Raw genomic sequence first — 24,589 nt, 5'->3', positions numbered from 1 at the left:
AAGTCTAATTGAAAGTTTATGAATCCTTTAATAATAAGAATTCACACCATAAATAAATAACACCAATTTTATGAGAAAGCACTTTCATAAAGTTAGTATCAGGTTTTACAAACTCTTTACCTGTATTAGAAAAGTTTATTCTTACTAAGACCACCCATTGTATTCATAATTTATAATACATATTTAAAGCTTATACTCATTTAATTAATGAACAAATAACGTTTATCGCAAAACTGACAGATATCATTTATCTCATCAATTTTATCCGTATATTTGCTAAACCACCAGTTTTAAAAACCTACAGCACAGACCCTTAACTAAAATTCAAACTAATGAACACAAACTTATTTGAGATTGGATATTATGGCGACAGCGAATTAAAGTCACTGGGTTTTAAGTCTTTAGGAACCAATGTTAGAATAGCCAAAAACTGTTTAATTGTTGGAATCCATAACATCTCAATTGGTAATAATGTAATTATCGATTCATTTTGCTCTATCATCGCCTCAGGAGAAGGTTATTTAAACATTGGCTCTTACGTGCACATTGCTTCCTATTGTCATTTATTGGCATCAGACGGAATTGAACTTAAAGATTATAGTGGTTTATCACAAGGAGTTAAGATATACAGTAAAACCGATGATTACTCCGGACTTTCATTAACCAATCCAACCATACCTAATGCCTTTAAAACTATGAAAATAGGGCGTGTTGAATTAGGAGAGCACACTATTATTGGTGCGGGAGGTGTTATTCTTCCTAATGTCACTATCGGAGAAGGCACTTCTGTAGGCGCCTTATCACTGGTAAGTTCCAATCTAGATTCTTGGACTATCTATTTTGGGAACCCACTGAAAAAACTAGCTAAAAGATCTAAAAAGCTATTAGAGAAAAAGCAAGAATTCTTAGATAAAATAGAAGTTAGTAGCGATTAATTTTTATTAAGCTTATTCTACAATGAGACGGTAACTTATTTATCAACAATATTTTGGAATAACTTATTTGCACAAATTAATATCCATATTGATAAAAAAGAATAAGTTTACATCTCAAATTTTACAATGCCTCCAAAGAAGATAATACCAATACAGTAATGCATACAGAAACCGACACAAAAGCCAAAGTAAGAAACTACATTATCGAATCTACGTTTGATGATGTAGAAAAAATAAAAGACGATACACTTATTTTTGAAGAAGGCATTCTTGACTCTATGGGTTTATTGTTTTTAATTGAATTTCTACAAGAAGAATTCAACCTAACTACTAGTGATGAAGAACTTGTTGTTGAAAATTTTCAATCTATAAATAGCATCATGACTTTCATTGAGCGTAAAATGTAATTTTAACTTTTTATGCCGTAGTTATGTGTGGAATTTCTGGTTTTTATAATTTTGATGCAAGCTTAGACCACCAAGTCAATGCATTAAGGCATATGCTTACCAGAATTAAGCACAGAGGCCCTGATGAAAGCGGTATTTACGTTTCTAAAAATATGGGACTCGGCAGTGTACGCCTTAGTATTGTTGACCTAACCACAGGCACCATGCCACTTTCCAATTCTGATGATACCTTATGGATTGTCTTTAATGGAGAAATATTTAACCATATTGAATTAAGAGCAGAGTTACTCGCAAAAAATCACACTTTCAAAACGCATAGTGATACGGAAGTAATTATTCATTTATATGAAGAATACGGTCCCGAATTTCTAAATAAATTAAATGGCCAGTTCGCCATTGCTATTTGGGATAAGCATAAGCAAGAATTATTCTTAGCCAGAGATCGTGTTGGCATAAGACCTCTATTTTATACTACCGTTAACAACACATTTGTTTTTAGTTCAGAGATTAAATCTTTTTTAGAGTTTCCAGAATTCGAGCCAAAGATGTCTGCAAAAGCCTTATCCGAATATTTTACATTTTGGACAACACTCGGTTCAAACACTGCATTTGAGAATATTTTTGAATTACCTCCAGGCAGTTACATGACGATTAATGCAAACTCAAAAACTATAAAGCCATATTGGGAGTTACCTCTAACCAAACCAAACAACTACCAATACAATACCATAGAGGAAGCTTCAGAAGCATTTGAAACGATTTTTACTGATGCCGTAAATTTAAGACTAAGAGCAGATGTTCAAGTGGCTGCCTATTTAAGTGGAGGCTTAGATTCTAGTATTACGACATCCTATATAAAGAAAATTACACCAAATAAACTGAGAACATTTTCTATTGGTTTTACAGAAAAGGATTTCGACGAATCATCCTATCAAAATATAGCAAGAGATTATTTTCAAACACAGCATTCTAGCATCACTTGTAGCCCATCAGATATTTCTAAAAATTTTAAAGATGTTGTTTGGCACTCAGAAGCTCCGTTATTACGCACGGCTCCAACACCAATGGGAATTTTAGCTAAAAGTGTACACGATCACAACATTAAAGTCGTCATCACAGGCGAAGGTGCTGATGAGCTTTTTGGCGGTTATAACATATTCAAAGAAACTAAGATTAAGCACTTTTGGGCCAAAGATCCGCAATCGAAATACCGACCATTATTACTTAAAAAACTATACCCTTACATTCCACAAATAAGTAAAGCCAACAATGCAGTATTAAAGCTATTTTTTGGCTACAAACTGAATGCAACTGAATCTCCGATTTACTCGCATTTGTTACGCTGGAATAACACATCACGCCTCACTAATTTTCTTTCTAAGGATTATAAAGACACCGTTTGTAATTACAATCCTATCTCTGAAATTGAAAAGCAACTAGAATCAAAACTTAAAGGTTACGATTATCTCACCAAAGCACAATGGATTGAACTAAATTTCTTCATGTCAAAATATCTATTATCTTCTCAAGGAGATAGAATGGCCATGGCAAATTCTATTGAAGGACGCTACCCATTTTTAGACCATAGGGTTATTGAATTTTGCATGACGTTAAATCCAGATTTGAAATTAAATGGCTTAAATGAAAAATATCTTTTAAAGAAAATCATGAAAGGCAGGTTACCAGATTCTATTTTAAATCGATCAAAACAAGCCTACAGAGCTCCAATACAAAGCGCATTTTTCACAGAAGATATGCCTCCTTATTTAGACACGATGCTCTCTGAAGAAAAGGTAAATGAATTTGGAATTTTCAATACAACATACGTTAATCAATTAAAAAAGAAAATGGCATTAAACAAACAAGTTTCTGAAATTGATAATATGGCGATTACTGCGATTTTATCCACTCAAATATTATATGACCTGTTTATCAATAAAGCCATACCAGAACTGCAAGAAAACGACCTAGTAGTGCTTAATAAAACAATAATAGACTAATCATCTAACAAAAGAATTAATTATGAATACAACACGTCAACCCTTTTCAAAAGATATCTTACATATCGACAACATAGAAACTGTGTGCAACGCCATCATAACAAAATTAAAAAATGATGTGGGTCGTACATTACAACGTAGAGGTGCTGTTATTGGCATTAGTGGAGGCATTGACTCTTCCGTTTGTATGGCACTATCCGCCAAGGCTTTCGGCCCCAATAAGGTGACTGCAATTATGCTTCCAGAACAAGATTCTAGTGATGATAGTCGACTATTAGCCGAAAAATTAGCCGCTAAATTCGATGTTAAAGACACCTTAGTAGAAGATATTACTAAAGCCTTAGATGGTTTTGGCTGCTATCAAAGAAGAGACGACGCTATTGGAAGAGTCATCACCAATTTTGACCCAAAAGTAGATAAAGCTAAAATTGAAATTAAACAAGACGCAGCATCCAATCTACCTCCTGCATTTTCTGTTACCGTTATAAAGCCAAATGGTGAGGTGATTAGCAAATTATTGCCCGTAAAGGAATATCTTCAAATTGTAGCTTCTACCAACTTTAAGCAACGTAGCAGAATGAGCATGCTATATTATCATGCCGAACGTTTACATTACGCTGTTATTGGCACACCAAACAAACATGAAGTTGAACAAGGTTTTTTCGTGAAATATGGTGATGGAGGAGCAGATGTGATGCCTATAGGACATTTGTACAAAACACAAGTCTACCAACTCGCAAGACACTTAGGAGTGCCTCAAGAAATAATTGATAGAACACCTACCACAGATACTTACACCGCAGAACAAACGCAAGAAGACTTCTTTTACCAAATGCCTTTTGAGGAAATGGATTTAATTTGGTATGGTTGGGAAAATGACTATCCAGCAGATGAAGTTGCAAAGGTTATGGACAAAACCACTCAAGATATCGAGAACATCTATAAAAACTTTGAGCGCAAAAGAAAAACTACAGCCTACTTAAGAATGCGTCCTATATTTTAAAACCTCTAATAATGAACGTTTTTGATTATCTTTTTGACACCTCTAAGCATCTTAAAAAGGATTTCCTGCTAGGCTCAAAAGCAACCGCTTCATTCACAAACATTTATTATGATAGCCTAAAAATAGCGTCATATTTAAAAGAAACTGTAGGCGAAAATCAACACATTACGTTAATTAGTCCAAATTCAGCATTCTTTATTTCCGCTTATTTAGGGATTTTAAAATCGGGCAATATTTGTGTACCACTTAATTTTGCTGTTGAACAAGGGAATTTAGATTATATTCTTAAGACCACTGAGAGTACAACCGTTTTTATACCACAATCTTTAAAACACAAATTAAAATTCGACGCTCATATTCATTTAATAGATGAAGATGAACACTTAGCAATCCTCTCAAATCAAGACCTTATTAATTTTGATTCAGATTTTGATAAGAATCGTGTAGCAGAAATCATATTCACGTCTGGTTCTACAGGCGAACCTAAAGGCGTTATGATTAGCCATCAAAATATTATAGCTAACACAGAAGCCATTATTTCGTATTTAAAACTAACATCAAAAGACGTCATGTGCGTGGTATTACCGTTCTTTTATTGTTATGGTTTATCATTATTACACACACATCTTAAAGTTGGAGGATCTTTAGTTCTCAATAATAGTTTTATTTTTCTCGGTGCCGTAATTAAGGATTTAAAACAATACAAGTGCACAGGATTTGCTGGTGTGCCAAGTCATTTTCAGATTTTACTCAAAAAATCAAAAACCTTTAAAACCGAAACATTTCCAGATTTAAGATATGTTACGCAAGCTGGCGGAAAATTACATGCTATTTTTATAGAAGAGTTCGTAGACGCTTTTCCAAATAAAGCATTTTACGTAATGTATGGGCAAACCGAAGCAACTGCCCGCTTATCCTATTTACCACCCGAATTTATTAAAATCAAACCAAACTCTATCGGAAAAGCGATTCCAAATGTCGAATTAAAAATTGTCAACGATAATGGAGACACCTCCGCAATAAATGAAGAAGGTGAGTTATTAGCACGTGGCGAAAACGTGATGCTAGGCTATTTTAAAGATATTGAAGCGACAAATCTGACGATAAAAAACAATTGGCTACACACTGGGGATATAGCAACAATGGATAAAGATGGATTTATTTATGTAGTCGCAAGAAAAAAAGAGATCATAAAAGTGGGAGGAAAACGGGTGAGTCCGAAGGAAATTGAAGACGTTATAATAGCAATTCCTGAAGTTGAAGACTGTATGATTTCAGGTTTTGATGACGAACTTTTAGGTGAAGCAATACTTGCAACAATCGTGCTCAAAAATACTCATAATGAAGAGTCTATGAGTAATAAAATTCTCGAAGAGTGCTCCAAACATTTATCCTCTTACAAACTACCACAAAAGATTGATTTTGTAAAAACCATACAATTAAGCGCTACAGGAAAAAAGCGCATTAAATAAGATAAGTTAGCTAGAGTAACAAGGCGACCCTACAACTCTAAATCATATTGCGAGATACAAAATAGATTCTTGCCTTCGCAGGAATAACAAACCTAAGATTTACCGAGTAACCTAAAGTAATGTTCTTCATCTGATGATTCCTAAAATTTTCGGAACGGTGTTCGTAGGAATTTGGTAAATTCGCAACTATGAGTGTGAATTTACAAACTCCAATTGATTACCTCAAAGGTGTTGGACCAAACCGAGCGGACTTACTGCGCTCAGAGTTAGGTATTCACACATATCAAGACCTCATCAACTTATTTCCTAATCGTTATATTGATCGCACGAAATATTATAAAATCAATCAATTACAACGCAACAATGCAGAAGTTCAGATCATTGGAAAGATTACAAGCTTTAGAGAGGTTGCTCAAAAACGAGGAAAGCGTTTAGTAGCAGATTTTAGAGACGATACAGGCATGATGGAACTTGTATGGTTTAGAGGTCAAAAATGGATACGAGACAGCTTAAAAACGGGAAAAACCTATGTGATTTTCGGAAAGACGAATTGGTTTGGAGGCAAATTCAACATGCCACATCCAGAAATTGAGTTACAATCAGAACACGAAAGCAATTTGCGATCCGCCATGCAAGCCATATATCCTTCAACTGAAAAACTAGCCAACAGAGGGATTACAAATAAAGTCACCACCAATATAATGCAGCAATTGTTTTTGGACAGCAAAGGCCGATTTATAGAAACGTTACCCGATTCAGTTATGGCTGAATTAAAATTAATTTCCAAATCTGATGCGCTTTTTAATATTCATTTTCCGAAGACTCCAGAGTTGTTAGCAAGAGCTCAATTTCGATTAAAATTTGAAGAATTATTTTACATTCAGCTGCAGTTAATTATTAAAAATCTCATCCATAAATCAAAAATAAAAGGCTTTACTTTTGATAAAGTAGGTGACTATTTTAATACCTTTTACAAAGAGCATTTACCTTTTGAATTAACCAATGCGCAGAAGCGCGTTTTAAAAGAAATTAGACACGATCTAGGCAGTAATGCCCAGATGAATCGCCTTTTGCAAGGAGATGTAGGCTCAGGAAAGACTATAGTTGCGTTTATGTCAATGCTCATGGGGCTCGACAACGGTTTTCAATGCTGCCTAATTGCACCTACTGCTATTTTGTCAGCCCAGCACTACCAAGGGTTAAGCGAACTATGCAAACCCTTAGGGATCAGTATTTCACTATTACAAGGCTCAACCAAAGCTTCAGATCGAAAAGTTATTCATGAAAATCTTGAAAATGGCAATTTACAAATCTTAATTGGCACTCATGCCCTACTTGAAGACAAGGTTAAATTCAAAAATTTAGGTCTCGCTATTATAGACGAACAACATCGTTTTGGAGTGAAGCAAAGATCAAAATTGTGGAAAAAAGGCCCACCTCAATCCTCCCAAAGGGAGGAAGCTAAAACCGTACTAAGAAAATATAAGACTGCTCGTCCATCAAGCTATAATTTGATGAAAGAATTTCAGCAAGAAAACAAAAGGAACAGTACAGAAGCTGAACGAATTTTATGGGAATGTTTGAGAGCAAAAAAACTAGATTACAAATTTAGAAGACAACATATTATTGATGAGTTAATCGTAGATTTTGTTAATCTCGAAAAGAACTTAGTAATCGAAGTGGATGGAGGCTACCATAACAGTATTCAGCAAAAAGAAATTGATGAAATAAGATCACTTATTTTAAAAGATTTAGGCTTTACCGTTATTAGATTCTCAAATGAGCAAGTCATAGGCGATATTAATAATGTATTAAGCCATATCGAAAAGCAGCTAAAAAGTCTCCCCTCTGGGGAGATTAGAGGGGCTCTCCCTCCACATATCTTGGTCATGACTGCTACTCCAATTCCGAGGACCTTGGCCATGTCTGTTTATGGTGACTTGGACATCTCTGTAATTGATGAATTACCAGCAGGACGAAAACCTATAAAAACAGTTCATAGGTATGATAATAACCGACTGAAAGTTTTCAAATTTATGAAAGATGAAATCGCTTTAGGTCGACAAATTTATATCGTTTACCCATTAATTCAGGAAAACGAAACTATGGACTATAAAGATTTAATGGATGGTTATGAAAGTGTGTCACGCGAATTTCCAATGCCAAATTATCAGATTTCAATTGTTCATGGTAAAATGAAACCTGCCGACAAAGATTACGAAATGGAACGCTTTGTAAAAGGCGAAACTCAAATCATGGTCGCCACAACCGTAATTGAAGTTGGGGTTAACGTTCCTAATGCTTCCGTTATGATTATTGAAAGTGCAGAACGCTTCGGTTTATCGCAATTACACCAATTGCGCGGACGAGTTGGTCGTGGTGCAGAACAGAGTTATTGCATTTTAATGACGAGCCACAAATTAAGCCAGGACAGTAAAACCAGACTAGAAACCATGGTTCGCAGCAGTGACGGTTTTGAAATTGCTGAAGTGGATTTAAAACTACGAGGACCTGGAGATATTATGGGTACTCAACAAAGTGGCATTTTAAACCTCAGGATTGCAGATATTGTAAAAGATAAGGATATCCTTGAACAATCGCGTTATTACGCTAAAAACATATTAAAAACCGACCCTAGTCTGGCTGCGCCAGAGCATCAAGTGATTCTAAACACCTACCGACAGATGAGTAAGTACCGTAATATTTGGAATTACATCTCTTAATATAAATACTCATATACGTTTATGTAGCTCAATACATGAGTCCTAAATAAAAAATATAATCAAAAAAAGAGACGCTTTTAACGTCTCTTTCCTCTTTCTTAATCAAAGCAAAATTTATACTATTATGCCATTTGCTCTTCATGCTTACCTTCGTAAACCTCTTCAACTAATTTTGAATTAAATGCCGGTAAATCTTTTGGTGATCTACTAGTCACTAACCCTGAATCAACTACCACTTCTTCATCTACCCAATTCGCTCCAGCATTAATCATATCTGTTTTAATAGAGCTATATGATGTTATTTTTCTTCCTTTTAATACATCGGCTTCAGCTAGCAACCATGGTCCATGACAGATCGCTGCTACGGGCTTATGATTTTCAAAGAATGATTTCACAAAAGATACAGCAGAAGTATTCTTACGTAGAATATCTGGATTAATTTGTCCTCCAGGCAACACTAAAGCATTGTAATCTTTCTGACTAACGCTTTCTAACGTTTTATCAACTTTGTACGAGTTACTCCAATTTCCATCTGCCCAGCTTTTAATTTCACCCGATTCTAAAGACACAATATGCACCTCAGCACCTGCCTCTTCTAATGCTTTTTTAGGTTCGCTTAATTCACTTTCTTCAAATCCGTTTGTTGCTAAAATCGCAACCGTTTTTTTATTTAAATTTTCCATTTTAATTTTAATTTTAATTCGTGTTAAATTTTTACTTCATTCTATTGTCATTCCATACACATAGGTAAAACCTAACTAACTGTCGTCTGTAATTCACTCATGGCTTCACCAATTAAAATATCACCTTCTATAATTTCGAATGTAACATTACACGGAGCATCATCATTTAATGATTTAACGAGGGTTTGTGCCACGTCTGCTCTACTGATCTCACCACGTTTGTTTAATTTTTCTTTTAAGGCTATTGTTCCTGTGCCATCATTATTAGTTAAAGTTCCCGGCCTAACAATGGTATATTTCAGTCCGCTATTTTTAAGATGCTCATCTGCATTTTGTTTAGCTTTTAGATACTCTTGAAGTTCTTCTGAAGCTTCGGGCTGATCTGCCCCCATAGAACTCAACATAACAAATCTGTTGACATTCCCCATCTTAGAAACTGCTATTAAACGTTTTGCTCCTTCTTGATCAACTTCTACTACATTCTTCCCACCAGAACCCGCAGCAAAAATGACTTTATCTACACCTTTTACAGCATGTGTTAAGTCTTCTGTTAAATCTGCAAGTACGGTTTCTACTCCATCATCGGTAAATTGCTTTTGTTGGTCTTCTTTTCGCACCATAGCAATAGGGTTAAAATATTGCGATGCTTTTAAAAGGTTTACAATTTGTTTTCCTGTGGTCCCATTGGCACCAGCTACTAATATATTTTCCATAGATATTTTATTTTTTATTTACTATTCACATAGAATGCATAAATCACTCCAGGCAACCAACCCACAAGCGTTAATAATAAGCTTATTAAAAACTCGCTACCTAATCCGTGTTTTAAAAACACTGCTAAAGGCGGCATGACAATATTTAAGATTATAGTTAGTAACGACATATGTTTGTGTTTTGATTCTCTACAAAATTAGAGTTCATACCTTAAAATCATTGACTTGTTCAATCGTTATCTTAGCCCATATTAAATAAATGAAATGTTAAAAAGTAAAAACTAACCTACACCTATGGCTAAGCGAGCTGCCATAGACTCAAAAATCTTTAATAGTCCTTTGATCATTAAATTTTGAAATTATTAAGTAATTTGAAACTATTGATTTTATAAATTGCAAGAGAAAAATCACGAACGGTTCAACCCATGATTAAAATAGTAAAAGCAAGCATTGCGCATTCTGAATTGATTGCCGAAATTGGAAAAATAACATTTTTAGAATCTCACGGAAAGAGCGCATCTGCAGAAGACATTAATAGTTTTATTGCGAAAACCTATAATAAAGAAGCTATATCTAAAGAGTTTGAAGATGCAAAAACACAATATCATTTAATTTATTTCAATGATAAAGTTGCTGGGTTTTCAAAAATTGAATTAAGCACTCCTAACAAAGACATCACTGAATTAGACGTCACTAAATTAGACCGAATATATCTTTTAAAAGCATTCTATGGCCAAAAATTAGGATCGAAACTCTTTGATTTTAATCTACACCTATCTAAACAGCAAAACCAGAAAGGTATTTGGCTAGCGGTTTGGGTGGAAAATGAAAGGGCTATAAATTTTTATACGTCCATAGGATTTCAGATTGTTGGAAAATATAATTTCAAAATATCAGAAACACGATCAAATCCTAATCATATAATGTTTCTTAAATACTAATCACATTGACGAATAAGGCACAAAAGTTATCTGAAATAAATTCAAGTTAAACAACCACCAATATCACGTCCATTCAGAACGTACAATTACCTCACAAAACGCCCAGAAATATTACCTTCAATTATTTTAACGACATCATCAACCGTACTATAATTGACATCACCTTCATACGTATGTTTTAAGGCACACGCTGCACAGGCAAACAACATCGCCTTATAGTCATCGTAGTGCTGTAATCCATAAATTAAACCTGCAGCAAAAGCATCTCCTGTTCCGATGCGATCTACGATATGAGTGATATCTAAATCATCAGTTTCCCTAAATTCTTCACCATTCCACATTCTTGCTCTAATCTTGTGCGATGACGCATTTAAAGCCGTTCTAATTTTATCGAATACCTTTTTTATCGAAGGAAATGTTTCTATAAGCTGCCTGCTGGCTCTAATAAAATCATCATTACTGTAACTATAATCCGTTCCTAAAACTTCATTGATTTCATTAATACCACCTATAAAAATATTAGAATAATGTAACAAATCGACTAAAGTTTCCTTAGGGTCTTTTCCATATTTCCAAAGACCACTTCGATAGGTTGGATCAGCAGAAACCGTCAACCCTTTTTCCTTTGCTAAAATTAATCCTTCCTTCAAAGTATCATAAGCACCTTGTGTTAATGCTGGCGTTATACCTGTCCAATGCATCCAGTTTCCTTTTCGCAGTGCCATTTCCCAATCGACCATTGCCGGTAAAACTTCTGAAAATGATGAATGCGATCTATTGTACGATATCTGACTCGGTCGCATTACAGCGCCGACCTCTAAGAAGTAAACACCTAAAGGGCGTTTAGAACGCACCACTGAGGACGTACTTACACCAAATTTTCGAATATATGAAACCGCAGTATCACCAATAAAATCATCTGAAACCAAGCTAATGTGTTTTACATTACCACCAAAATTAGCAATTGAAATAGCCACATTTAACTCTGTACCGCCAAAGTAGAATTCTACAATATTAGATTGCATAAATTTTTTATTCCCTCTTGGCGAGATGCGCATTAAAACTTCACCGAACGTAATGATTTGATTCATAATTTAAATTTTAGCCTTTAACCCTTAAAAAAAGAGCTATTTTAATTAGAATTTTGAAAGATAAAAGATAGTGACTTAAATTTACTTGAATAAATTTATACTCTATTTTATTTCAACATTTTATAACCCCTTTTAATTAATAACATGACATTCAAAAACATTGTTACCAAGCGCCTTATCTTAAGACCAATTACAGCACAAGATGTTGAAGATTTCTTTGAATTAGACTCTAACCCAAAAGTTCATCTATTTCTTGGTAACACGCCTGTAAAAACTAAGGAAGCATCCGAAGCTATGATTGCGGATATCCTACAGCAGTACAAAACCCACGGTATTGGCCGATTAGCTATGATAGAAAAACGTACGCATAAATTTATAGGATGGTCCGGACTTAAATACGAAAAACACCTTAGAAAAGAATTTAATTATTATGATTTAGGTTACAGGTTAAAAGAACACTATTGGGGAAAAGGTTATGCCACTGAAGCTGCAATAGCCTCTCTAAACTACGGTTTCAAAGATTTAAAATTAAAAACCATTGGTGCCGCAGCGGATTGTAATCATATAGCGTCTAACAGGATTCTTAAAAAAATAGGAATGCAGCCTTCTGGAACGTTTACATTTGAAGGAGACTTGTGCAATTGGTACGAAATGAAAAACCCTTTTTAAACATTAATGAACATAAAAATGCCATTATGAGTAGCTAGAGATACGTTTTAAACTTAACTATTTGTATTTCAAACTAATTTCACAATGACATTTTCAATCTTTATAAAACTTAGTATTATAAGTCTTAGTTATTATTAGGGTAATTCATATAAGATTAATTTACTTGTAATTTAAAGTTAATTGGGATACTGTATGGTACACCCACATTCATATCACGTTGTCTTCCAGGTTCCATTTTTGGTAATAAATTAATAATACGCTCTGCTTCTGTTTCAAGAAGTTTGTCTGGTCCTCTACTCTTCACTTTAGTCACTCTACCTGTTTTATCAATTAAGAAGAAAACAAACACCTTACCATCTATATTAAGTTCTGCCGCAGCCTCAGGATATCTGAAATGTTTCTGTAAGTGTTCTTGTATTTTGCGTTCAAAACAAGCTCTTAACTCTGCATTATTACCTGTACAGCCTGGGAATTGTGGCACTTTTTCTATCAATGCAAACGGGACTTCAATATCTTCTTCAACCTCTTCAACTTCAACATCTTCAATACCTACTTCACGATCATCAATAATATCATCTTGACCTATTTCGGTACTTTGAATTACACTCTCTTCAACATCTTCAACATCTTCAACAATTGTAATTACTTCAGTAACCATTTGTTGTTGCGGAGGTGGTGGCGGTGGTAAAACATCTATAACTGTTATTGGAATGTCCTCATCATATTGATCATCTAACATTAACAAATCAATTTTAATAGCTTCTTTTTCGTAAGTCTTATGTTCTAATCCTATATACGTTAGGAGTAACATTACATTTAAGCCAACAGCAAAGAATAAACTGCTGTTTCGACCTACATTGGCTTTTGGGTTTTTTTTGAGTTCCATGACGTTTAATTTAATAGTATAAATTTAAGAATCATTACACATAAAAATTATGATATATATCATATTACCCTTAACATCAACAGCTTAATATTTACAAGCTATCTAATTGATTATCACTACCATCCTCACTAATCGTCCAAAAGAAGCCTACAAAAAAGAATTGATCTGCCGCAGGTGTTAGCGCTCTTCGGCTAAACTGCCCATTTATATTTGGTGTATCAGCATATTGATATCCGTTTATGTTTTTGATACCCAAGACATTGTTTACAGAAAAATATAGAATCTTTTGCTGATCTAATAAATAGGCCCAATTTAAACTTAGACTATGAAACGACTTGGTACGTGCGCTCATAAAATTGGTCGCATTAGGATTATTGTAAGGACGTCCTGAAGAAAACCCATAATCTATCCCAACCTGACTTTTCCAACGGTCTACCCAGTACTTACCAACAATAGAAAGATTGTGGTTGGTAGCATAACTTGGTTGCACCGCTGTGGTGTAATTTCTAAAATCGCGTTCTGTATCTAAATAGGAATAGCTCACCCAATAATCCAAGTTTTTTATACTTGTGTTATCGCGCCAAAACAAATCGACACCTTGCGCATAACCCTCTCCTGAAGAACTAAAATTTGTATCATAGGTTTCATATTCACTATCGAACTTAATTAAGTTATCATAATCCTTTCTGTAAGCCTCAGCTCTAAAAATTTTACCATCATTTACATATTGATAGTTTAAAATATAGTGTGATGTTTTTTGCGCTTCTAAATCTTGTTCAAATTTTAAAACCGTACTATTTGGATTTTGAAAAAAGTTACCATACGCTAATGAGAATTGCCCATTTTTAGAGCTTTTATAGGCCAATGCGGCTCTAGGCGCAACATCTGTTGCATTAAATATAGCACTATGATCTGCTCTTACCCCTAGTTTTAAAGCAAATTCTTTTGAAAATATAACATCTGCTTCAGCAAATGCGGCCGTAATATTATTATTAAAACCATAAGTTTCATCAATAACATTGTCATTATAATTCTCATTGAAATCAGTCACAAATTGCTCAGCACCAAAACTCAATTTAAATCGACTATTGAAACGTTTTTTCAACTTCAACTTGAGATGAGCAGAATTTTCAGTATCCTCTATATCACTTGTTTCGACACCTATTTTATTCTTCGCATAGGTGTAACTGATTCCTGAGGCTAAAGTCCAACTATTACCTAAAACCCCTTTATAAGATGTGTTGAGGTAAAAGTTATTATTATTTAATTTAAAATCGATACCGTCTTCATAATTGATATCATCTTGATTTACTTCGAAATTAGTGGTATCAAACGCCGCATAAAACTTCAACATACCATTATTTAAATTTTGTCTATAAACGGTTTCACCTTGAATTCCTGATACTGGTGTTTTCCACGTATTTCTATCTTCAAAAACTGCCAAATAAGGCGCCAAATTAATATAACTCGCACTAAAACTTAGGGATGATTTTTCCCATTTTTGAGTATTCCCTAAACTCGCCCCAACACTCATAATTCCAATATCTGTTTTTTCTTGTACCGGTTCATCTATCGTATTTAAAAGCAATACACTCGATAATGCTTGTCCATATTCTGAAGAATAACCACCTGTAGAAAAGGTAATACCATCAAATAAAAATGGGGAATAACGTCCACGCGTCGGAATATTATTGGTAGTTGGTGTATATGGAGTAAATACACGAATACCATCTATAAATATTTGCGTTTCATCAGCACTACCGCCACGCACAAATAAACGTCCAACTTCAGAAACATTTGAAGTCCCAGGTAAAGTTTGTAGCGCACCGACATAATCACCCAAGGCGCTTGCTGTTGTAACGACATCTAAAGGTTTTAAAACGGAAACTTTAGAATTGTCACCAGCTTCAAATGTCCCTGCACTAATAACTACAGCATCCAAAGATTCAACATCTTCTCGCAAATGAATTTGAAGATTATGCAGTTTAGAAACGTCTTCTATAATTGTTTTAGTTTCAAAAGACAAAAAGGAAATAATTAAAGTTTGCACTCCTTTTTCTTCTGTAGAAAATGAGAATTTACCATTCTCATCTGATGTTGCTCCGTCATAAGTCCCTTCTAAATATACATTTGCACCATAAATAGGAATAGTCTTGTGGTCTACCACATTTCCTGAAATAGTAGATTGTGTGAAAGCAAGTGACGTAAAGCACAAGGCTATAAATACCATTAAGTTTTTACGAACCATAATTATAGTGTTCTTGTTCGGATTGTGAATTTGTAATGTCATGATTTGATTGATGATTAAAGATTCATTTTTTTGATGAAACAAATTTGAAGCATTTCTCAGTCTACATGAATTCTATTTTACCGAACTGTATAAATTGTATGACGAATTGAATATATTTGACTCAACCCATAATCCCACATCATAAAAACCAGAAAAAATGCTAACTGACACCGAAAAGAAATTCAGCATTCTCTTTTTTATTATTGTACTCATCGAACTTTTAACGGGAAGTATAGCATCTTTAGAAACCGTGCATTATATAGCCAAACCCGCCATAGTAATCAGTTTGATTTTTTTGTTTTTTAAAACGGCTCAATCACTTCCCAAAGCATTAAAAAACTTTACACTATTAGGTTTGTTTTTTTCAATACTTGGAGATATTCTACTAATGTTTACTGAACAATCGCCTCACTTTTTTACACTAGGCTTAATTGCTTTTTTAATAGCCCACATTATGTATATCATGGTGTTCTTACAACATAGAAACCAACTAAAATCACCTCTTGGGTTTATAATCGTATTGCTAGTTTACGCGGCGAGTCTATTCTATTTTCTAAATGGTAATTTAGGCGATATGTTAGTTCCGGTGATCATTTACATGGTGGTCATTTTAACCATGGCAACTACAGCCTACCTAAGAAAAGACAACGTGAATATCCTTAGTTACGGACTCGTGTTTTTAGGTGCGCTGTTTTTTCTAATTTCAGATAGTATCTTGGCGCTTAATAAGTTTTATGAGCCACTCGCCTATTCCAATATTACTATTATGTTGAGCTATGCTTTAGCCCAATACTTAATTGTAATTGGGATTTTAAAATTGAAAGAAGACTACTAATTCCTATTTCTTAAACGGCCTAATTATAAGTCGTGCTGCTTTATCAAAATTGATGTAATTGTACGTCCAGTTAAATAATACAATCACGCGGTTTCTAAAACCCACCAATGACATTAGGTGCACAAACATCCATATAAACCAAGCAAAAAAGCCACCAAATTTGTAGTGTTTTAGATCTACTACAGCTTTATTCCGCCCTATGGTCGCCATAGATCCTTTGTCCTTATAGACAAATGGCTTCAAGGGTTTATTTATTATTAATCGCAATAAATTCTTTCCTAATAAATGTCCTTGTTGAATAGCAGGCTGTGCCACTTGAGGATGCCCTTTTGGATACGCTTCCGTAGCCATTAAGGCAATATCACCAACTGCGAAAATATTAGGATACCCTTCAATTTGATTGAATTGATTCACTTTATAACGATTCGCTCGTTCTATTATGGCTTCTGCTTTTAAACCTTGTATTGGAGCTCCGGTTACTCCTGCTGCCCAAATTAAGGTTTCGGAAATCATTTTTAATTCAGAATTTGTGGTCACTGTTTTGCCATCGTAATGTTTTACAAAGGTACCGCAGTGCACAATCACCCCTAATTTGTCCAAAAATTTAACTGCTTTTTTAGAAGCGTGTTCACTCATTGGTGGTAATACGCGATCTGCACCTTCTAGTAAATGAATGTGCATATCTTCAGGATTGAGATCATTATAATCTCTTGGAAGAATATTATTCTTAAGTTCCGCGATGGCTCCAGCGAGCTCAACTCCGGTAGGTCCAGCTCCTACGATAACAAAATTAAGGTATGCTTCACGCTCTTCATCTGAACTCGCAATAGCAGCTTTTTCAAAATTCTGTAAAATAAGACTTCGTATATCCAATGCTTGAGGCACTGTTTTCATTGGCATACTGTTAGCTTTAATAGCATCATTACCAAAATAATTGGTTCTAGTACCAGTGGCAATAACTAGATAATCAAAAGTTAAATCACCAATAGACGTCATAATCGTATTGCTTTCTGGTAAAATTTGCTCAACTTGTGCAAAGCGAAAAAAAGTCGTTTTATGCTTTTTAATAATCTTCCGAAGTGGATACGCTATTGAATCGGGTTCCAATCCAGAACTAGATACTTGATACAATAAAGGTTGAAACGTATGGTAATTTCGTTTATCTATTAAGACCACCTGAACATTTTTATTAGCTAGCGATTTTACTAAATTTACACCAGCAAAACCACCACCTATAATGACGATTCTTGGTAGGTTAGACTGAGGAATATTCATTAAAAAGTATATTGAAATTTGTATCTGTAAAAGTACAAAATACCACAGTTAAAAATGTCTTTTAAAACAATAGTTGAATAAATTTGTAACAAAAGCGTAATCCATACTACTAATTAGATAACCAACCAATCTCATCAATTGAACAAAGAACTAGAACATAGTTTCGTAGAACAGTTGCAAAAGCATCAAAACATTGTGCACAAGGTGTGTCGTTTATACACCAACAATGCTGATGCTCATAACGATCTGTTTCAAGAAATCACTATACAATTATGGAGAGCTTTTCCAAAATTTAGAGGTGATGCTAAATTTAGCACTTGGATGTACAGAGTAGGTTTAAATACTGCAATTACGTTATACAGAAAATCGAAAAGACGAATAAATACACAAGAGTTTGACGCTGTTGAATTTAAAATTAAGGCCGAAGAATATGACGATACGGAAGAGCAACAGTTAAAATTATTATACCAAGCAGTACATCAACTGAATGATATTGAAAAAGCGCTAGTTTTCTTGTATTTAGAAGACAAAGATTACAGGGAAATAAGCGCGACTCTAGGTATAACAGAAGTGAATGCACGAGTGAAAATGAATCGTGTTAAAAAGAAATTAAAAACAATATTAAATCCGTAAGATTATGGATGAATTAGAATTATTAAAGAAAGATTGGAATAAAGATACAGCTGCTTATAAAAATTACGCAGATTCTGACCTTTATCCCATGTTACATAAAAAATCGTTTTCAATTGTAAAGACTCTATTTTATATCAGTCTTGCCGAATTAGGCTTTTGGATACTTATCAATATTTTACCTTATTTTTTATCTTCAAATTATAAGGAAAGTATCAGTAAAAGTTACGAGAACCCTATATACATGAGTATATCAATATTGAGTTTTCTTGTTATTTTTGTATTTGTGTATCTTTTATTTAAATCTCAAAAATCAATTTCTTCGACTGACAATGCCAAGAAATTAATGGAAAGCATCTTAAATACACGTAAAGTAATTAAATACTATGTACTTTATAATTTAATCATGATATTTATTACCATTCCTTTATCACTTTATTTTGAGTTTAATCAAAACATTGCATTTCATAATCAAGTGGAAGCCTTTAACTCTAAACAAATGCTCTTGTTATTTGGATTTGTAGTATTACTAATTGGCGTATTATTAGTTGTATTTTGGTTATTTTACAAACTTCTTTACGGTATACTCTTAAAGCGATTAAACAGAAATTATAGTGAATTAAAAAAGCTGGAAGTCTAAAAACCCAATCGTAACATTACGGTAACGCTACCTACATTGGTATTATCATCGTTATATTTACATCTCGCGTAATTCTCTATTCAACCGTTCATTTTCTTCTAATACGTCTTGCGGAATGACTTTTAAGAATGATGGATGTTGTTCAATAGCATACTCAATTTTTTCAACAATACTATCAATTGATTCATTGTCATAATCGATATCTAAAGGTTCTTTAATTTCAAAAGACTGAAATATATTTTTCTTTTTAATACGAAGGCCCTTCTTATCAAACGAACGTCTAAACCCATCAATGACAATTGGTACAACAATAGGTTTATATTTCTTTATAATATGAGCGGTACCTTTTCTAATAGGTTTAAAAGGAGTAGTTGTGCCTTGTGGAAATGTAACTACCCAACCATCATCCAAAGCCGTTTTTATCATGGTAATATCACTCATCTTCACCTGACGATTCACATCTTTACCTTGTGATCTCCAAGTCCGTTCAATACTAATAGAACCTGTGTAAGCAAATATCTTAGGAAGTAAACCCGCTTTCATAGTTTCCTTTGCGGCAACATAGTACATGTTCATCTTAGGATTCCATAAATAGCCTACGTTTTTAATACTATCTAAACGTCCGCTTAAACTCGCATTAAACACGTGGAACATCGCGATAACATCAGCAAAATATGTTTGATGATTAGAGATAAACAACACGTTGGTATCAGGAAGATTCTTAATAATTTCGGAACCTTCAATCTGTAAATCGTTAAAGCCTCTAAAACGTCGATGTGTAAAAACACCCAAAAGTCTTATCAGCCATTTTTTTACCCAAAGTATATGTCCAAAAGGATTTCTTTTAAATAATCCCATAGTTAATTTTTCAAATTTTGTCAATTACAAATGTAACCATTAAGTTAAATTATAAAACTTGTTTTAACAAGTCTTTTATTTCACCGAGCATCATTGCGGTCGCGCCCCAAACAATATGACCGTTAAATTCAAAAGCTGGAACATCAACTTCCACACCAAAAGAAGTTGGTACTCTTGTGGTTAACACACTAGAGTCATTTAAAAAATCACTGAGCTTTACTTCTATGATGGCTTCGACTTCCTCATCTTGTTTTGTAAAAATTAAATACTCTTTTGAAATTCCGATGTAAGGATATACCATAAAATTACTTGGCGGAATGTAAAGAGGTGACATTTGCTTTAGAACCTCAATATGTTGTCTGGATACTCCTACTTCTTCTTCAGTTTCCCTTATAGCCGTAAGCATGAGATCATTACCATCAGCATCCTCATATTTACCTCCTGGAAAACCAACCTGTGCTGAATGCACTCCCTTATAAGTTTTACGAAGAATAAGAACCAAATAGGTTTCGTCATTCGTTTTAGGGTAAAACAGCGCCATAACACCTGCTTTTCTGGCGTTTTTAGATTTCGCTTTCATTTTTTCAGCTAACTCCAATCGATACGGAGGAGACATTTTTGCATGAGAGTCTTCGCCAGAAAGCTCTAGATGTTTTATTTTTACTACAGATTCTAAAAACGTATTAAATAGCATTTATGAGATTTCTATTAGGGGTTCCGTTAGTTTTCGGCATTGGATTATTATTAATGAGTTGTGAAGATAAACAAACTTCAAAAAAAACGAATACTACAATTGTAAAAGATTCTATTGTACCTGAAACGACAGTGGAACCTAAAAAGAAAGACGCTAGAGTCTATCCTAAACTTACAGATGCCAATGCCATGGACTTCTTTTTAGATTATGAAAAAGAAAACCCAGAACATAAAGTCCGAATTACAACCGACTTCGGGATTATAGAAATAGAGCTGTATGACAAAACTAAATTCCACAGAGCAAATTTTGTTTACTTGACTAAGCGTAACTATTTTGAGGGTACACAATTTTACCGTGTGGTCAAAGACTTTGTGATACAAGGAGGCAGCAGTGACGATTATAATTTAGCCAAAAGACGACAAAAAATAGGAAAATACTTGCTACCACCAGACACAAAACGTGGCTACACTCACAAGCGCGGAGCGGTATCTATGCCAAGTAGTGAAATGGATAACGCCTATAAATTAGCCTCTCCCTTTCAGTTTTTTATCATTCAGCGCCATGGAGGTGCGGATTATTTAGATGATGATTATACCGTTTTTGGAGAAGTGACCTCTGGTATGGACGTTGTTGACGACATTAATGCTGTTAAAACAGATGAAGGTGATTGGCCTTTACAGAACGTGTATATTAGAAAGGTGGAATTGATTGAGTAATGAAGTTGCGAAGTTTCAAAGTTGCATAGTTGCATAGTTTCAAAGCTTCATAGGTTTTAAGAAAACGGAAACGTGTGGCTACCCAAGACATAAGTCATGATTATCTTTCTTTCATTTTGAATTGTTTTCACATCATTTTATAACGTCCTTTAAGAATTATAAAAAAATTAAGCTCCTTCATTTCTATTTTCAGTATCTTGTTTCCTTGATAAAATCCTTAGCAATTTTCTAAGACTAAAAAATAATAATCATGATTTCTAAATCTCTTAAAGCGACATTAATTTGTAGTATCGTTCTTTTTTCAAGCTGTAAAGAAGACACCAAAATTCCCGAAAAAACCATGAGTGATAATGTATTAATACAAGAATGGACAGGTCCTTATGATGGAGTTCCTGCTTTTGATAAACTTTCTGTTGACGCCATAAAACCTGCTGTAGAAGAAGCCATGAAGCTCAATCTTGCAGAAATCGAAGATATTGCTAACAACACAGCACCAGCAACTTTTGAAAACACTATTGTTGCCATGGAACGGTCAGGTAAAGCCCTTAATCGTGTGTTTACGTATTACGGAATTATGGGAAGCAATGTGTCTACACCAGAATTTAGAGCTGTACAAGCAGAATTGGCTCCTAAACTTTCTGACTTCAGATCACAAATTTCACAAAACGAAAAATTATTCCAGCGAATAAAAACCGTATATGAAGCCACTCAAAAAACACCTTTAGAACCGCAAGCGCAACGTGTAGTAGATTTAACCTACAAGCAGTTTGAAATGAATGGTGCCAATCTCGATGCCGAAAAGAAAAAACGTTATGCCGAAATCAACAAAGAACTATCTACACTTTATACCGATTTTGCCAATAATATATTACACGACGAAGAAAACTATATCACCTATTTAAACGAAGATCAATTAGGTGGACTGGCTGAAGGTTTTATAAAATCGGCAGCAAAAATAGCAGCAGACAAAGGTGAAGATGGCACCTATGCCATTACCAACACACGCTCATCAATGGATCCTTTTCTTACCTACTCTACAGAACGCGAATTACGCAAGCAAGTTTGGGAAAACTACTACTCTAGAGGGGATAACGGAGATGAATTTGACAACAACACTATCATCGCAGAAATTTTAAAATTGCGAAAAGAACGCGTTGGGTTAATGGGTTATGAGAATTATGCCGAATGGAGATTACAAGATCGTATGGCTAAAACACCAGAAAACGCTATGGATTTAATGATGGCAGTTTGGCCAGCTGCAACAGCAAGAGTAAAAGAAGAAGTAGCCGACATGCAAGCGGTTGCTGATGAACTTGGTGATCCTATTACCATTGAACCTTGGGATTATCGCTATTACGCAGAAAAAGTACGAAAAAAGAAATACGATTTAGATAGCGAAGAAGTCAAACAATATCTTCAATTAAATAAATTAACAGAAGCGATGTTCTTTACGGCTGGTGAATTGTTTAATTATAAATTTACACCAGTAGCAGAAGGTTCAGTTCCCGTGTTTCATGAGGATGTAAAGGTATGGGAAGTTACCGATAAAGATTCCGGAAAACATATTGGCTTATGGTATTTAGACCCCTTTGCACGCCAAGGCAAACGATCTGGTGCTTGGGCCACAACCTATAGAAGTTCTGATTCTTTTGAAGGTGAAAAAAATGTACTCGCCTCTAATAATTCTAACTTTGTAAAACCAGCGCCGGGAGAAGCGGTTTTAGTCTCCTGGGATGATGCCACAACGTTTTTTCATGAGTTTGGGCATGCACTTCACTTCTTTTCTGCTGATGTAAAATACCCGACCTTAAACGGAGGTGTTAGAGACTACACTGAATTTCAGTCACAGCTATTAGAACGTTGGTTATCTACAGATAAAGTCATTAATCAATTTTTAGTTCATTATAAAACAGGAGAACCTATACCTGCCTCTTTAGTAGAAAAGATAAAAAAAGCCTCTACGTTTAATCAAGGTTTTGGCACTACAGAATATTTAGCTTCTGCTTTAATTGATATGAAATTACATTTAGCCGATCCAAGTGATATTGACATTGATACATTTGAGCGTGAAACTTTGAATGACTTAGGCATGCCAAAAGAGTTACCAATGCGTCATAGAACACCACATTTTGGACATGTATTTTCTGGTGAAGGCTATGCCACAGCTTATTATGGGTATATGTGGGCAGACGTGCTAACCAGTGATGCTTCCGAAGCTTTCAGAGAAGCCGAAGGTGGTTTTTATGATAAAGCTGTTGCAGAAAAATTAGTAAAATATTTATTTGCACCACGTAATGCTATGGATCCTGCTGAAGCCTATCGTAAATTTAGAGGTCGTGATGCTCAGATTGAAGCTTTAATGCGCGACCGTGGGTTTCCTGTACCAGAAGAATTAAAAAATTAAAAACGTTCTCTTATCCCGTTTTAGACAATAGATAAGAGAACTTCATATACTGATATAACGAGTTGGCAAACATTACACAAAACAATGCGGAAATACGAAAATGTTGAATATACAAACCAATTTGAATTACTATTCTTACCTGGTTCAACAGTAGCTGTCTTTTCTGGAATAATATTCGTGTTGAATAGAATTATGAGTTTTGGGCTATTAAAAGGAATTTTAGCTTTTGTTCTCGCTGGAATTTATTTCTATATATTAAAAAAGAAGTTTATAGTAAAAGTTTCAGATTTTGAATTAACAACAAATCAGTTGGAATGGAATAATAAAAATGTTGCTTTTAAAAATTTAGAATATTATAAAATTCATTGGATGAAAGGAGCTGGAATAAAATTTAAGCTCAAAAACGGAAAAACAGTCCGAATAAGCTCAAATGATAATTTCTGTAATTCCGAAAAATTTGTGAATTTATGCCATGATATTGACTCAAAACTCTTGAAATATAATAACGGACAAATAGAAAGAAAAAAGTCGTTTTTCGAATCTAAACAGGGTTATTTCTTTGCTTTAATTATATCGATTTTATTTGTGATTGGAACAATTTACCAATCGTTTACGGATGAGAAATTTAATTTTGGGAATTTTGCGTTAATTTTAGTTTCATTAGGAATTATTTGGAGTGGAGTTAAATGGAAAATAAAATAACGATTTGCCAACAAAGAACTGA

The 24,589-nt window shown here is 34.3% G+C and carries 23 protein-coding genes; 14 read left to right on the top strand and 9 right to left on the bottom strand.

Features of this window, described 5'->3' with window-relative positions; genetic code table 11:
- Positions 1-332: 332 nt before the first annotated feature.
- The 6 genes from KO515_RS15355 to KO515_RS15330 all read left to right on the top strand — a co-directional run bounded on the left by KO515_RS15355 (position 333) and on the right by KO515_RS15330 (position 8,540).
- Complete coding sequence (locus tag KO515_RS15355) at positions 333-935, top strand: acyltransferase (RefSeq protein ID WP_215937222.1); 603 nt, start codon at positions 333-335, stop codon at positions 933-935.
- Between the two features lie 158 nt (positions 936-1,093).
- Positions 1,094-1,342: an acyl carrier protein gene (locus KO515_RS15350; RefSeq protein ID WP_215937221.1), complete on the top strand. Its 249-nt coding sequence runs from the start codon at positions 1,094-1,096 to the stop codon at positions 1,340-1,342.
- Between the two features lie 23 nt (positions 1,343-1,365).
- Positions 1,366-3,342 carry an asparagine synthase (glutamine-hydrolyzing) gene (asnB, locus tag KO515_RS15345; protein WP_215937220.1) on the top strand — a complete coding sequence of 659 codons (1,977 nt, stop codon included), beginning with the start codon at positions 1,366-1,368 and terminating at the stop codon, positions 3,340-3,342.
- A gap of 22 nt (positions 3,343-3,364) precedes the next feature.
- Positions 3,365-4,345 carry an NAD(+) synthase gene (nadE, locus tag KO515_RS15340; protein WP_215937219.1) on the top strand — a complete coding sequence of 327 codons (981 nt, stop codon included), beginning with the start codon at positions 3,365-3,367 and terminating at the stop codon, positions 4,343-4,345.
- A gap of 11 nt (positions 4,346-4,356) precedes the next feature.
- Positions 4,357-5,817: a class I adenylate-forming enzyme family protein gene (locus KO515_RS15335; protein WP_215937218.1), complete on the top strand. Its 1,461-nt coding sequence runs from the start codon at positions 4,357-4,359 to the stop codon at positions 5,815-5,817.
- A 188-nt stretch (positions 5,818-6,005) separates the two neighbouring features.
- Positions 6,006-8,540 (top strand): DUF559 domain-containing protein, encoded by a 2,535-nt coding sequence (locus tag KO515_RS15330; protein ID WP_215937217.1) that lies wholly within the window; start codon positions 6,006-6,008, stop codon positions 8,538-8,540.
- Between the two features lie 122 nt (positions 8,541-8,662).
- Here KO515_RS15330 and KO515_RS15325 read toward each other — a convergent pair whose 3' ends face one another.
- The 3 genes from KO515_RS15325 to KO515_RS15315 all read right to left on the bottom strand — a co-directional run bounded on the left by KO515_RS15325 (position 8,663) and on the right by KO515_RS15315 (position 10,106).
- The gene (locus KO515_RS15325) at positions 8,663-9,223 is read right to left on the bottom strand and encodes a type 1 glutamine amidotransferase domain-containing protein (RefSeq protein WP_215937216.1); all 561 of its coding nucleotides are present in this window, start codon (positions 9,221-9,223) and stop codon (positions 8,663-8,665) included.
- 71 nt (positions 9,224-9,294) lie between these two features.
- Complete coding sequence (locus tag KO515_RS15320) at positions 9,295-9,936, bottom strand: SDR family oxidoreductase (RefSeq protein ID WP_215937215.1); 642 nt, start codon at positions 9,934-9,936, stop codon at positions 9,295-9,297.
- A gap of 14 nt (positions 9,937-9,950) precedes the next feature.
- Positions 9,951-10,106, bottom strand: a complete 156-nt coding sequence (locus KO515_RS15315) for a YqaE/Pmp3 family membrane protein (protein ID WP_178984245.1) — start codon at positions 10,104-10,106, stop codon at positions 9,951-9,953.
- A 255-nt stretch (positions 10,107-10,361) separates the two neighbouring features.
- On the opposite strand from KO515_RS15315, the gene KO515_RS15310 reads away from it, so the two are divergent.
- A complete protein-coding gene (locus KO515_RS15310) occupies positions 10,362-10,877 on the top strand; it encodes a GNAT family N-acetyltransferase (RefSeq protein ID WP_252723889.1) in 516 nt (171 codons plus the stop codon).
- Between the two features lie 86 nt (positions 10,878-10,963).
- Here KO515_RS15310 and KO515_RS15305 read toward each other — a convergent pair whose 3' ends face one another.
- A complete protein-coding gene (locus KO515_RS15305) occupies positions 10,964-11,968 on the bottom strand; it encodes a sugar kinase (RefSeq protein ID WP_215937214.1) in 1,005 nt (334 codons plus the stop codon).
- Positions 11,969-12,112: 144 nt separating this feature from the next.
- Here KO515_RS15305 and KO515_RS15300 point away from each other — a divergent pair, with 144 nt between their 5' ends.
- Positions 12,113-12,637, top strand: coding sequence for a GNAT family N-acetyltransferase (locus tag KO515_RS15300; protein WP_215937213.1), 525 nt, complete (start codon positions 12,113-12,115; stop codon positions 12,635-12,637).
- 154 nt (positions 12,638-12,791) lie between these two features.
- Here KO515_RS15300 and KO515_RS15295 read toward each other — a convergent pair whose 3' ends face one another.
- On the bottom strand, positions 12,792-13,523 hold the full coding sequence (locus KO515_RS15295) for an energy transducer TonB (RefSeq protein WP_215937212.1): 732 nt from the start codon (positions 13,521-13,523) through the stop codon (positions 12,792-12,794).
- 91 nt (positions 13,524-13,614) lie between these two features.
- On the bottom strand, positions 13,615-15,771 hold the full coding sequence (locus KO515_RS15290; RefSeq protein ID WP_436800012.1) for a TonB-dependent receptor: 2,157 nt from the start codon (positions 15,769-15,771) through the stop codon (positions 13,615-13,617).
- 199 nt (positions 15,772-15,970) lie between these two features.
- Here KO515_RS15290 and KO515_RS15285 point away from each other — a divergent pair, with 199 nt between their 5' ends.
- Positions 15,971-16,648, top strand: a complete 678-nt coding sequence (locus KO515_RS15285) for a lysoplasmalogenase (RefSeq protein WP_215937211.1) — start codon at positions 15,971-15,973, stop codon at positions 16,646-16,648.
- A 3-nt stretch (positions 16,649-16,651) separates the two neighbouring features.
- Here the strand turns inward: KO515_RS15285 and KO515_RS15280 are convergent, their stop codons facing one another.
- Complete coding sequence (locus KO515_RS15280) at positions 16,652-17,923, bottom strand: NAD(P)/FAD-dependent oxidoreductase (RefSeq protein ID WP_215937210.1); 1,272 nt, start codon at positions 17,921-17,923, stop codon at positions 16,652-16,654.
- Positions 17,924-18,061: 138 nt separating this feature from the next.
- On the opposite strand from KO515_RS15280, the gene KO515_RS15275 reads away from it, so the two are divergent.
- Together KO515_RS15275 and KO515_RS15270 are read left to right on the top strand one after the other, a co-directional pair.
- Positions 18,062-18,556, top strand: coding sequence for an RNA polymerase sigma factor (locus KO515_RS15275; RefSeq protein ID WP_215937209.1), 495 nt, complete (start codon positions 18,062-18,064; stop codon positions 18,554-18,556).
- A gap of 4 nt (positions 18,557-18,560) precedes the next feature.
- Positions 18,561-19,193: a hypothetical protein gene (locus KO515_RS15270; protein WP_215937208.1), complete on the top strand. Its 633-nt coding sequence runs from the start codon at positions 18,561-18,563 to the stop codon at positions 19,191-19,193.
- 57 nt (positions 19,194-19,250) lie between these two features.
- Here the strand turns inward: KO515_RS15270 and KO515_RS15265 are convergent, their stop codons facing one another.
- Together KO515_RS15265 and KO515_RS15260 are read right to left on the bottom strand one after the other, a co-directional pair.
- Entirely contained in the window at positions 19,251-20,051 is an 801-nt protein-coding gene (locus KO515_RS15265) for a lysophospholipid acyltransferase family protein (protein WP_215937207.1), read from the bottom strand.
- Between the two features lie 49 nt (positions 20,052-20,100).
- A complete protein-coding gene (locus KO515_RS15260) occupies positions 20,101-20,745 on the bottom strand; it encodes an NUDIX hydrolase (protein ID WP_215937206.1) in 645 nt (214 codons plus the stop codon).
- 2 nt (positions 20,746-20,747) lie between these two features.
- Between KO515_RS15260 and KO515_RS15255 the strand changes: the two genes are divergently transcribed.
- The 3 genes from KO515_RS15255 (at position 20,748) to KO515_RS15245 (ending at position 24,567) form a co-directional block, all read left to right on the top strand.
- Positions 20,748-21,461: a peptidylprolyl isomerase gene (locus KO515_RS15255; protein WP_215937205.1), complete on the top strand. Its 714-nt coding sequence runs from the start codon at positions 20,748-20,750 to the stop codon at positions 21,459-21,461.
- A gap of 250 nt (positions 21,462-21,711) precedes the next feature.
- Positions 21,712-23,865, top strand: a complete 2,154-nt coding sequence (locus tag KO515_RS15250) for a M3 family metallopeptidase (RefSeq protein ID WP_215937204.1) — start codon at positions 21,712-21,714, stop codon at positions 23,863-23,865.
- Between the two features lie 84 nt (positions 23,866-23,949).
- Positions 23,950-24,567, top strand: coding sequence for a hypothetical protein (locus KO515_RS15245; protein WP_215937203.1), 618 nt, complete (start codon positions 23,950-23,952; stop codon positions 24,565-24,567).
- The last annotated feature ends 22 nt before the right edge of the window (positions 24,568-24,589 follow it).

The organism is Winogradskyella psychrotolerans, assembly GCF_018860545.1.
Classification (GTDB): Bacteria; Bacteroidota; Bacteroidia; order Flavobacteriales; family Flavobacteriaceae; genus Winogradskyella; species Winogradskyella psychrotolerans_A.
Note: the sequence above shows the minus strand (reverse complement) of the source record. Positions and strands in the feature narration are given on the sequence as shown.

Coding starts and splice junctions, on each gene's coding strand:
- KO515_RS15355 (WP_215937222.1), top strand. CDS start 333: ATGAACACAAACTTATTTGAGATTGGATATTATGGCGACAGCGAATTA.
- KO515_RS15350 (WP_215937221.1), top strand. CDS start 1,094: ATGCATACAGAAACCGACACAAAAGCCAAAGTAAGAAACTACATTATC.
- asnB (WP_215937220.1), top strand. CDS start 1,366: ATGTGTGGAATTTCTGGTTTTTATAATTTTGATGCAAGCTTAGACCAC.
- nadE (WP_215937219.1), top strand. CDS start 3,365: ATGAATACAACACGTCAACCCTTTTCAAAAGATATCTTACATATCGAC.
- KO515_RS15335 (WP_215937218.1), top strand. CDS start 4,357: ATGAACGTTTTTGATTATCTTTTTGACACCTCTAAGCATCTTAAAAAG.
- KO515_RS15330 (WP_215937217.1), top strand. CDS start 6,006: ATGAGTGTGAATTTACAAACTCCAATTGATTACCTCAAAGGTGTTGGA.
- KO515_RS15325 (WP_215937216.1), bottom strand. CDS start 9,223: ATGGAAAATTTAAATAAAAAAACGGTTGCGATTTTAGCAACAAACGGA.
- KO515_RS15320 (WP_215937215.1), bottom strand. CDS start 9,936: ATGGAAAATATATTAGTAGCTGGTGCCAATGGGACCACAGGAAAACAA.
- KO515_RS15315 (WP_178984245.1), bottom strand. CDS start 10,106: ATGTCGTTACTAACTATAATCTTAAATATTGTCATGCCGCCTTTAGCA.
- KO515_RS15310 (WP_252723889.1), top strand. CDS start 10,362: ATGATTAAAATAGTAAAAGCAAGCATTGCGCATTCTGAATTGATTGCC.
- KO515_RS15305 (WP_215937214.1), bottom strand. CDS start 11,968: ATGAATCAAATCATTACGTTCGGTGAAGTTTTAATGCGCATCTCGCCA.
- KO515_RS15300 (WP_215937213.1), top strand. CDS start 12,113: ATGACATTCAAAAACATTGTTACCAAGCGCCTTATCTTAAGACCAATT.
- KO515_RS15295 (WP_215937212.1), bottom strand. CDS start 13,523: ATGGAACTCAAAAAAAACCCAAAAGCCAATGTAGGTCGAAACAGCAGT.
- KO515_RS15290 (WP_436800012.1), bottom strand. CDS start 15,771: ATGGTTCGTAAAAACTTAATGGTATTTATAGCCTTGTGCTTTACGTCA.
- KO515_RS15285 (WP_215937211.1), top strand. CDS start 15,971: ATGCTAACTGACACCGAAAAGAAATTCAGCATTCTCTTTTTTATTATT.
- KO515_RS15280 (WP_215937210.1), bottom strand. CDS start 17,923: ATGAATATTCCTCAGTCTAACCTACCAAGAATCGTCATTATAGGTGGT.
- KO515_RS15270 (WP_215937208.1), top strand. CDS start 18,561: ATGGATGAATTAGAATTATTAAAGAAAGATTGGAATAAAGATACAGCT.
- KO515_RS15265 (WP_215937207.1), bottom strand. CDS start 20,051: ATGGGATTATTTAAAAGAAATCCTTTTGGACATATACTTTGGGTAAAA.
- KO515_RS15260 (WP_215937206.1), bottom strand. CDS start 20,745: ATGCTATTTAATACGTTTTTAGAATCTGTAGTAAAAATAAAACATCTA.
- KO515_RS15255 (WP_215937205.1), top strand. CDS start 20,748: ATGAGATTTCTATTAGGGGTTCCGTTAGTTTTCGGCATTGGATTATTA.
- KO515_RS15250 (WP_215937204.1), top strand. CDS start 21,712: ATGATTTCTAAATCTCTTAAAGCGACATTAATTTGTAGTATCGTTCTT.
- KO515_RS15245 (WP_215937203.1), top strand. CDS start 23,950: ATGCGGAAATACGAAAATGTTGAATATACAAACCAATTTGAATTACTA.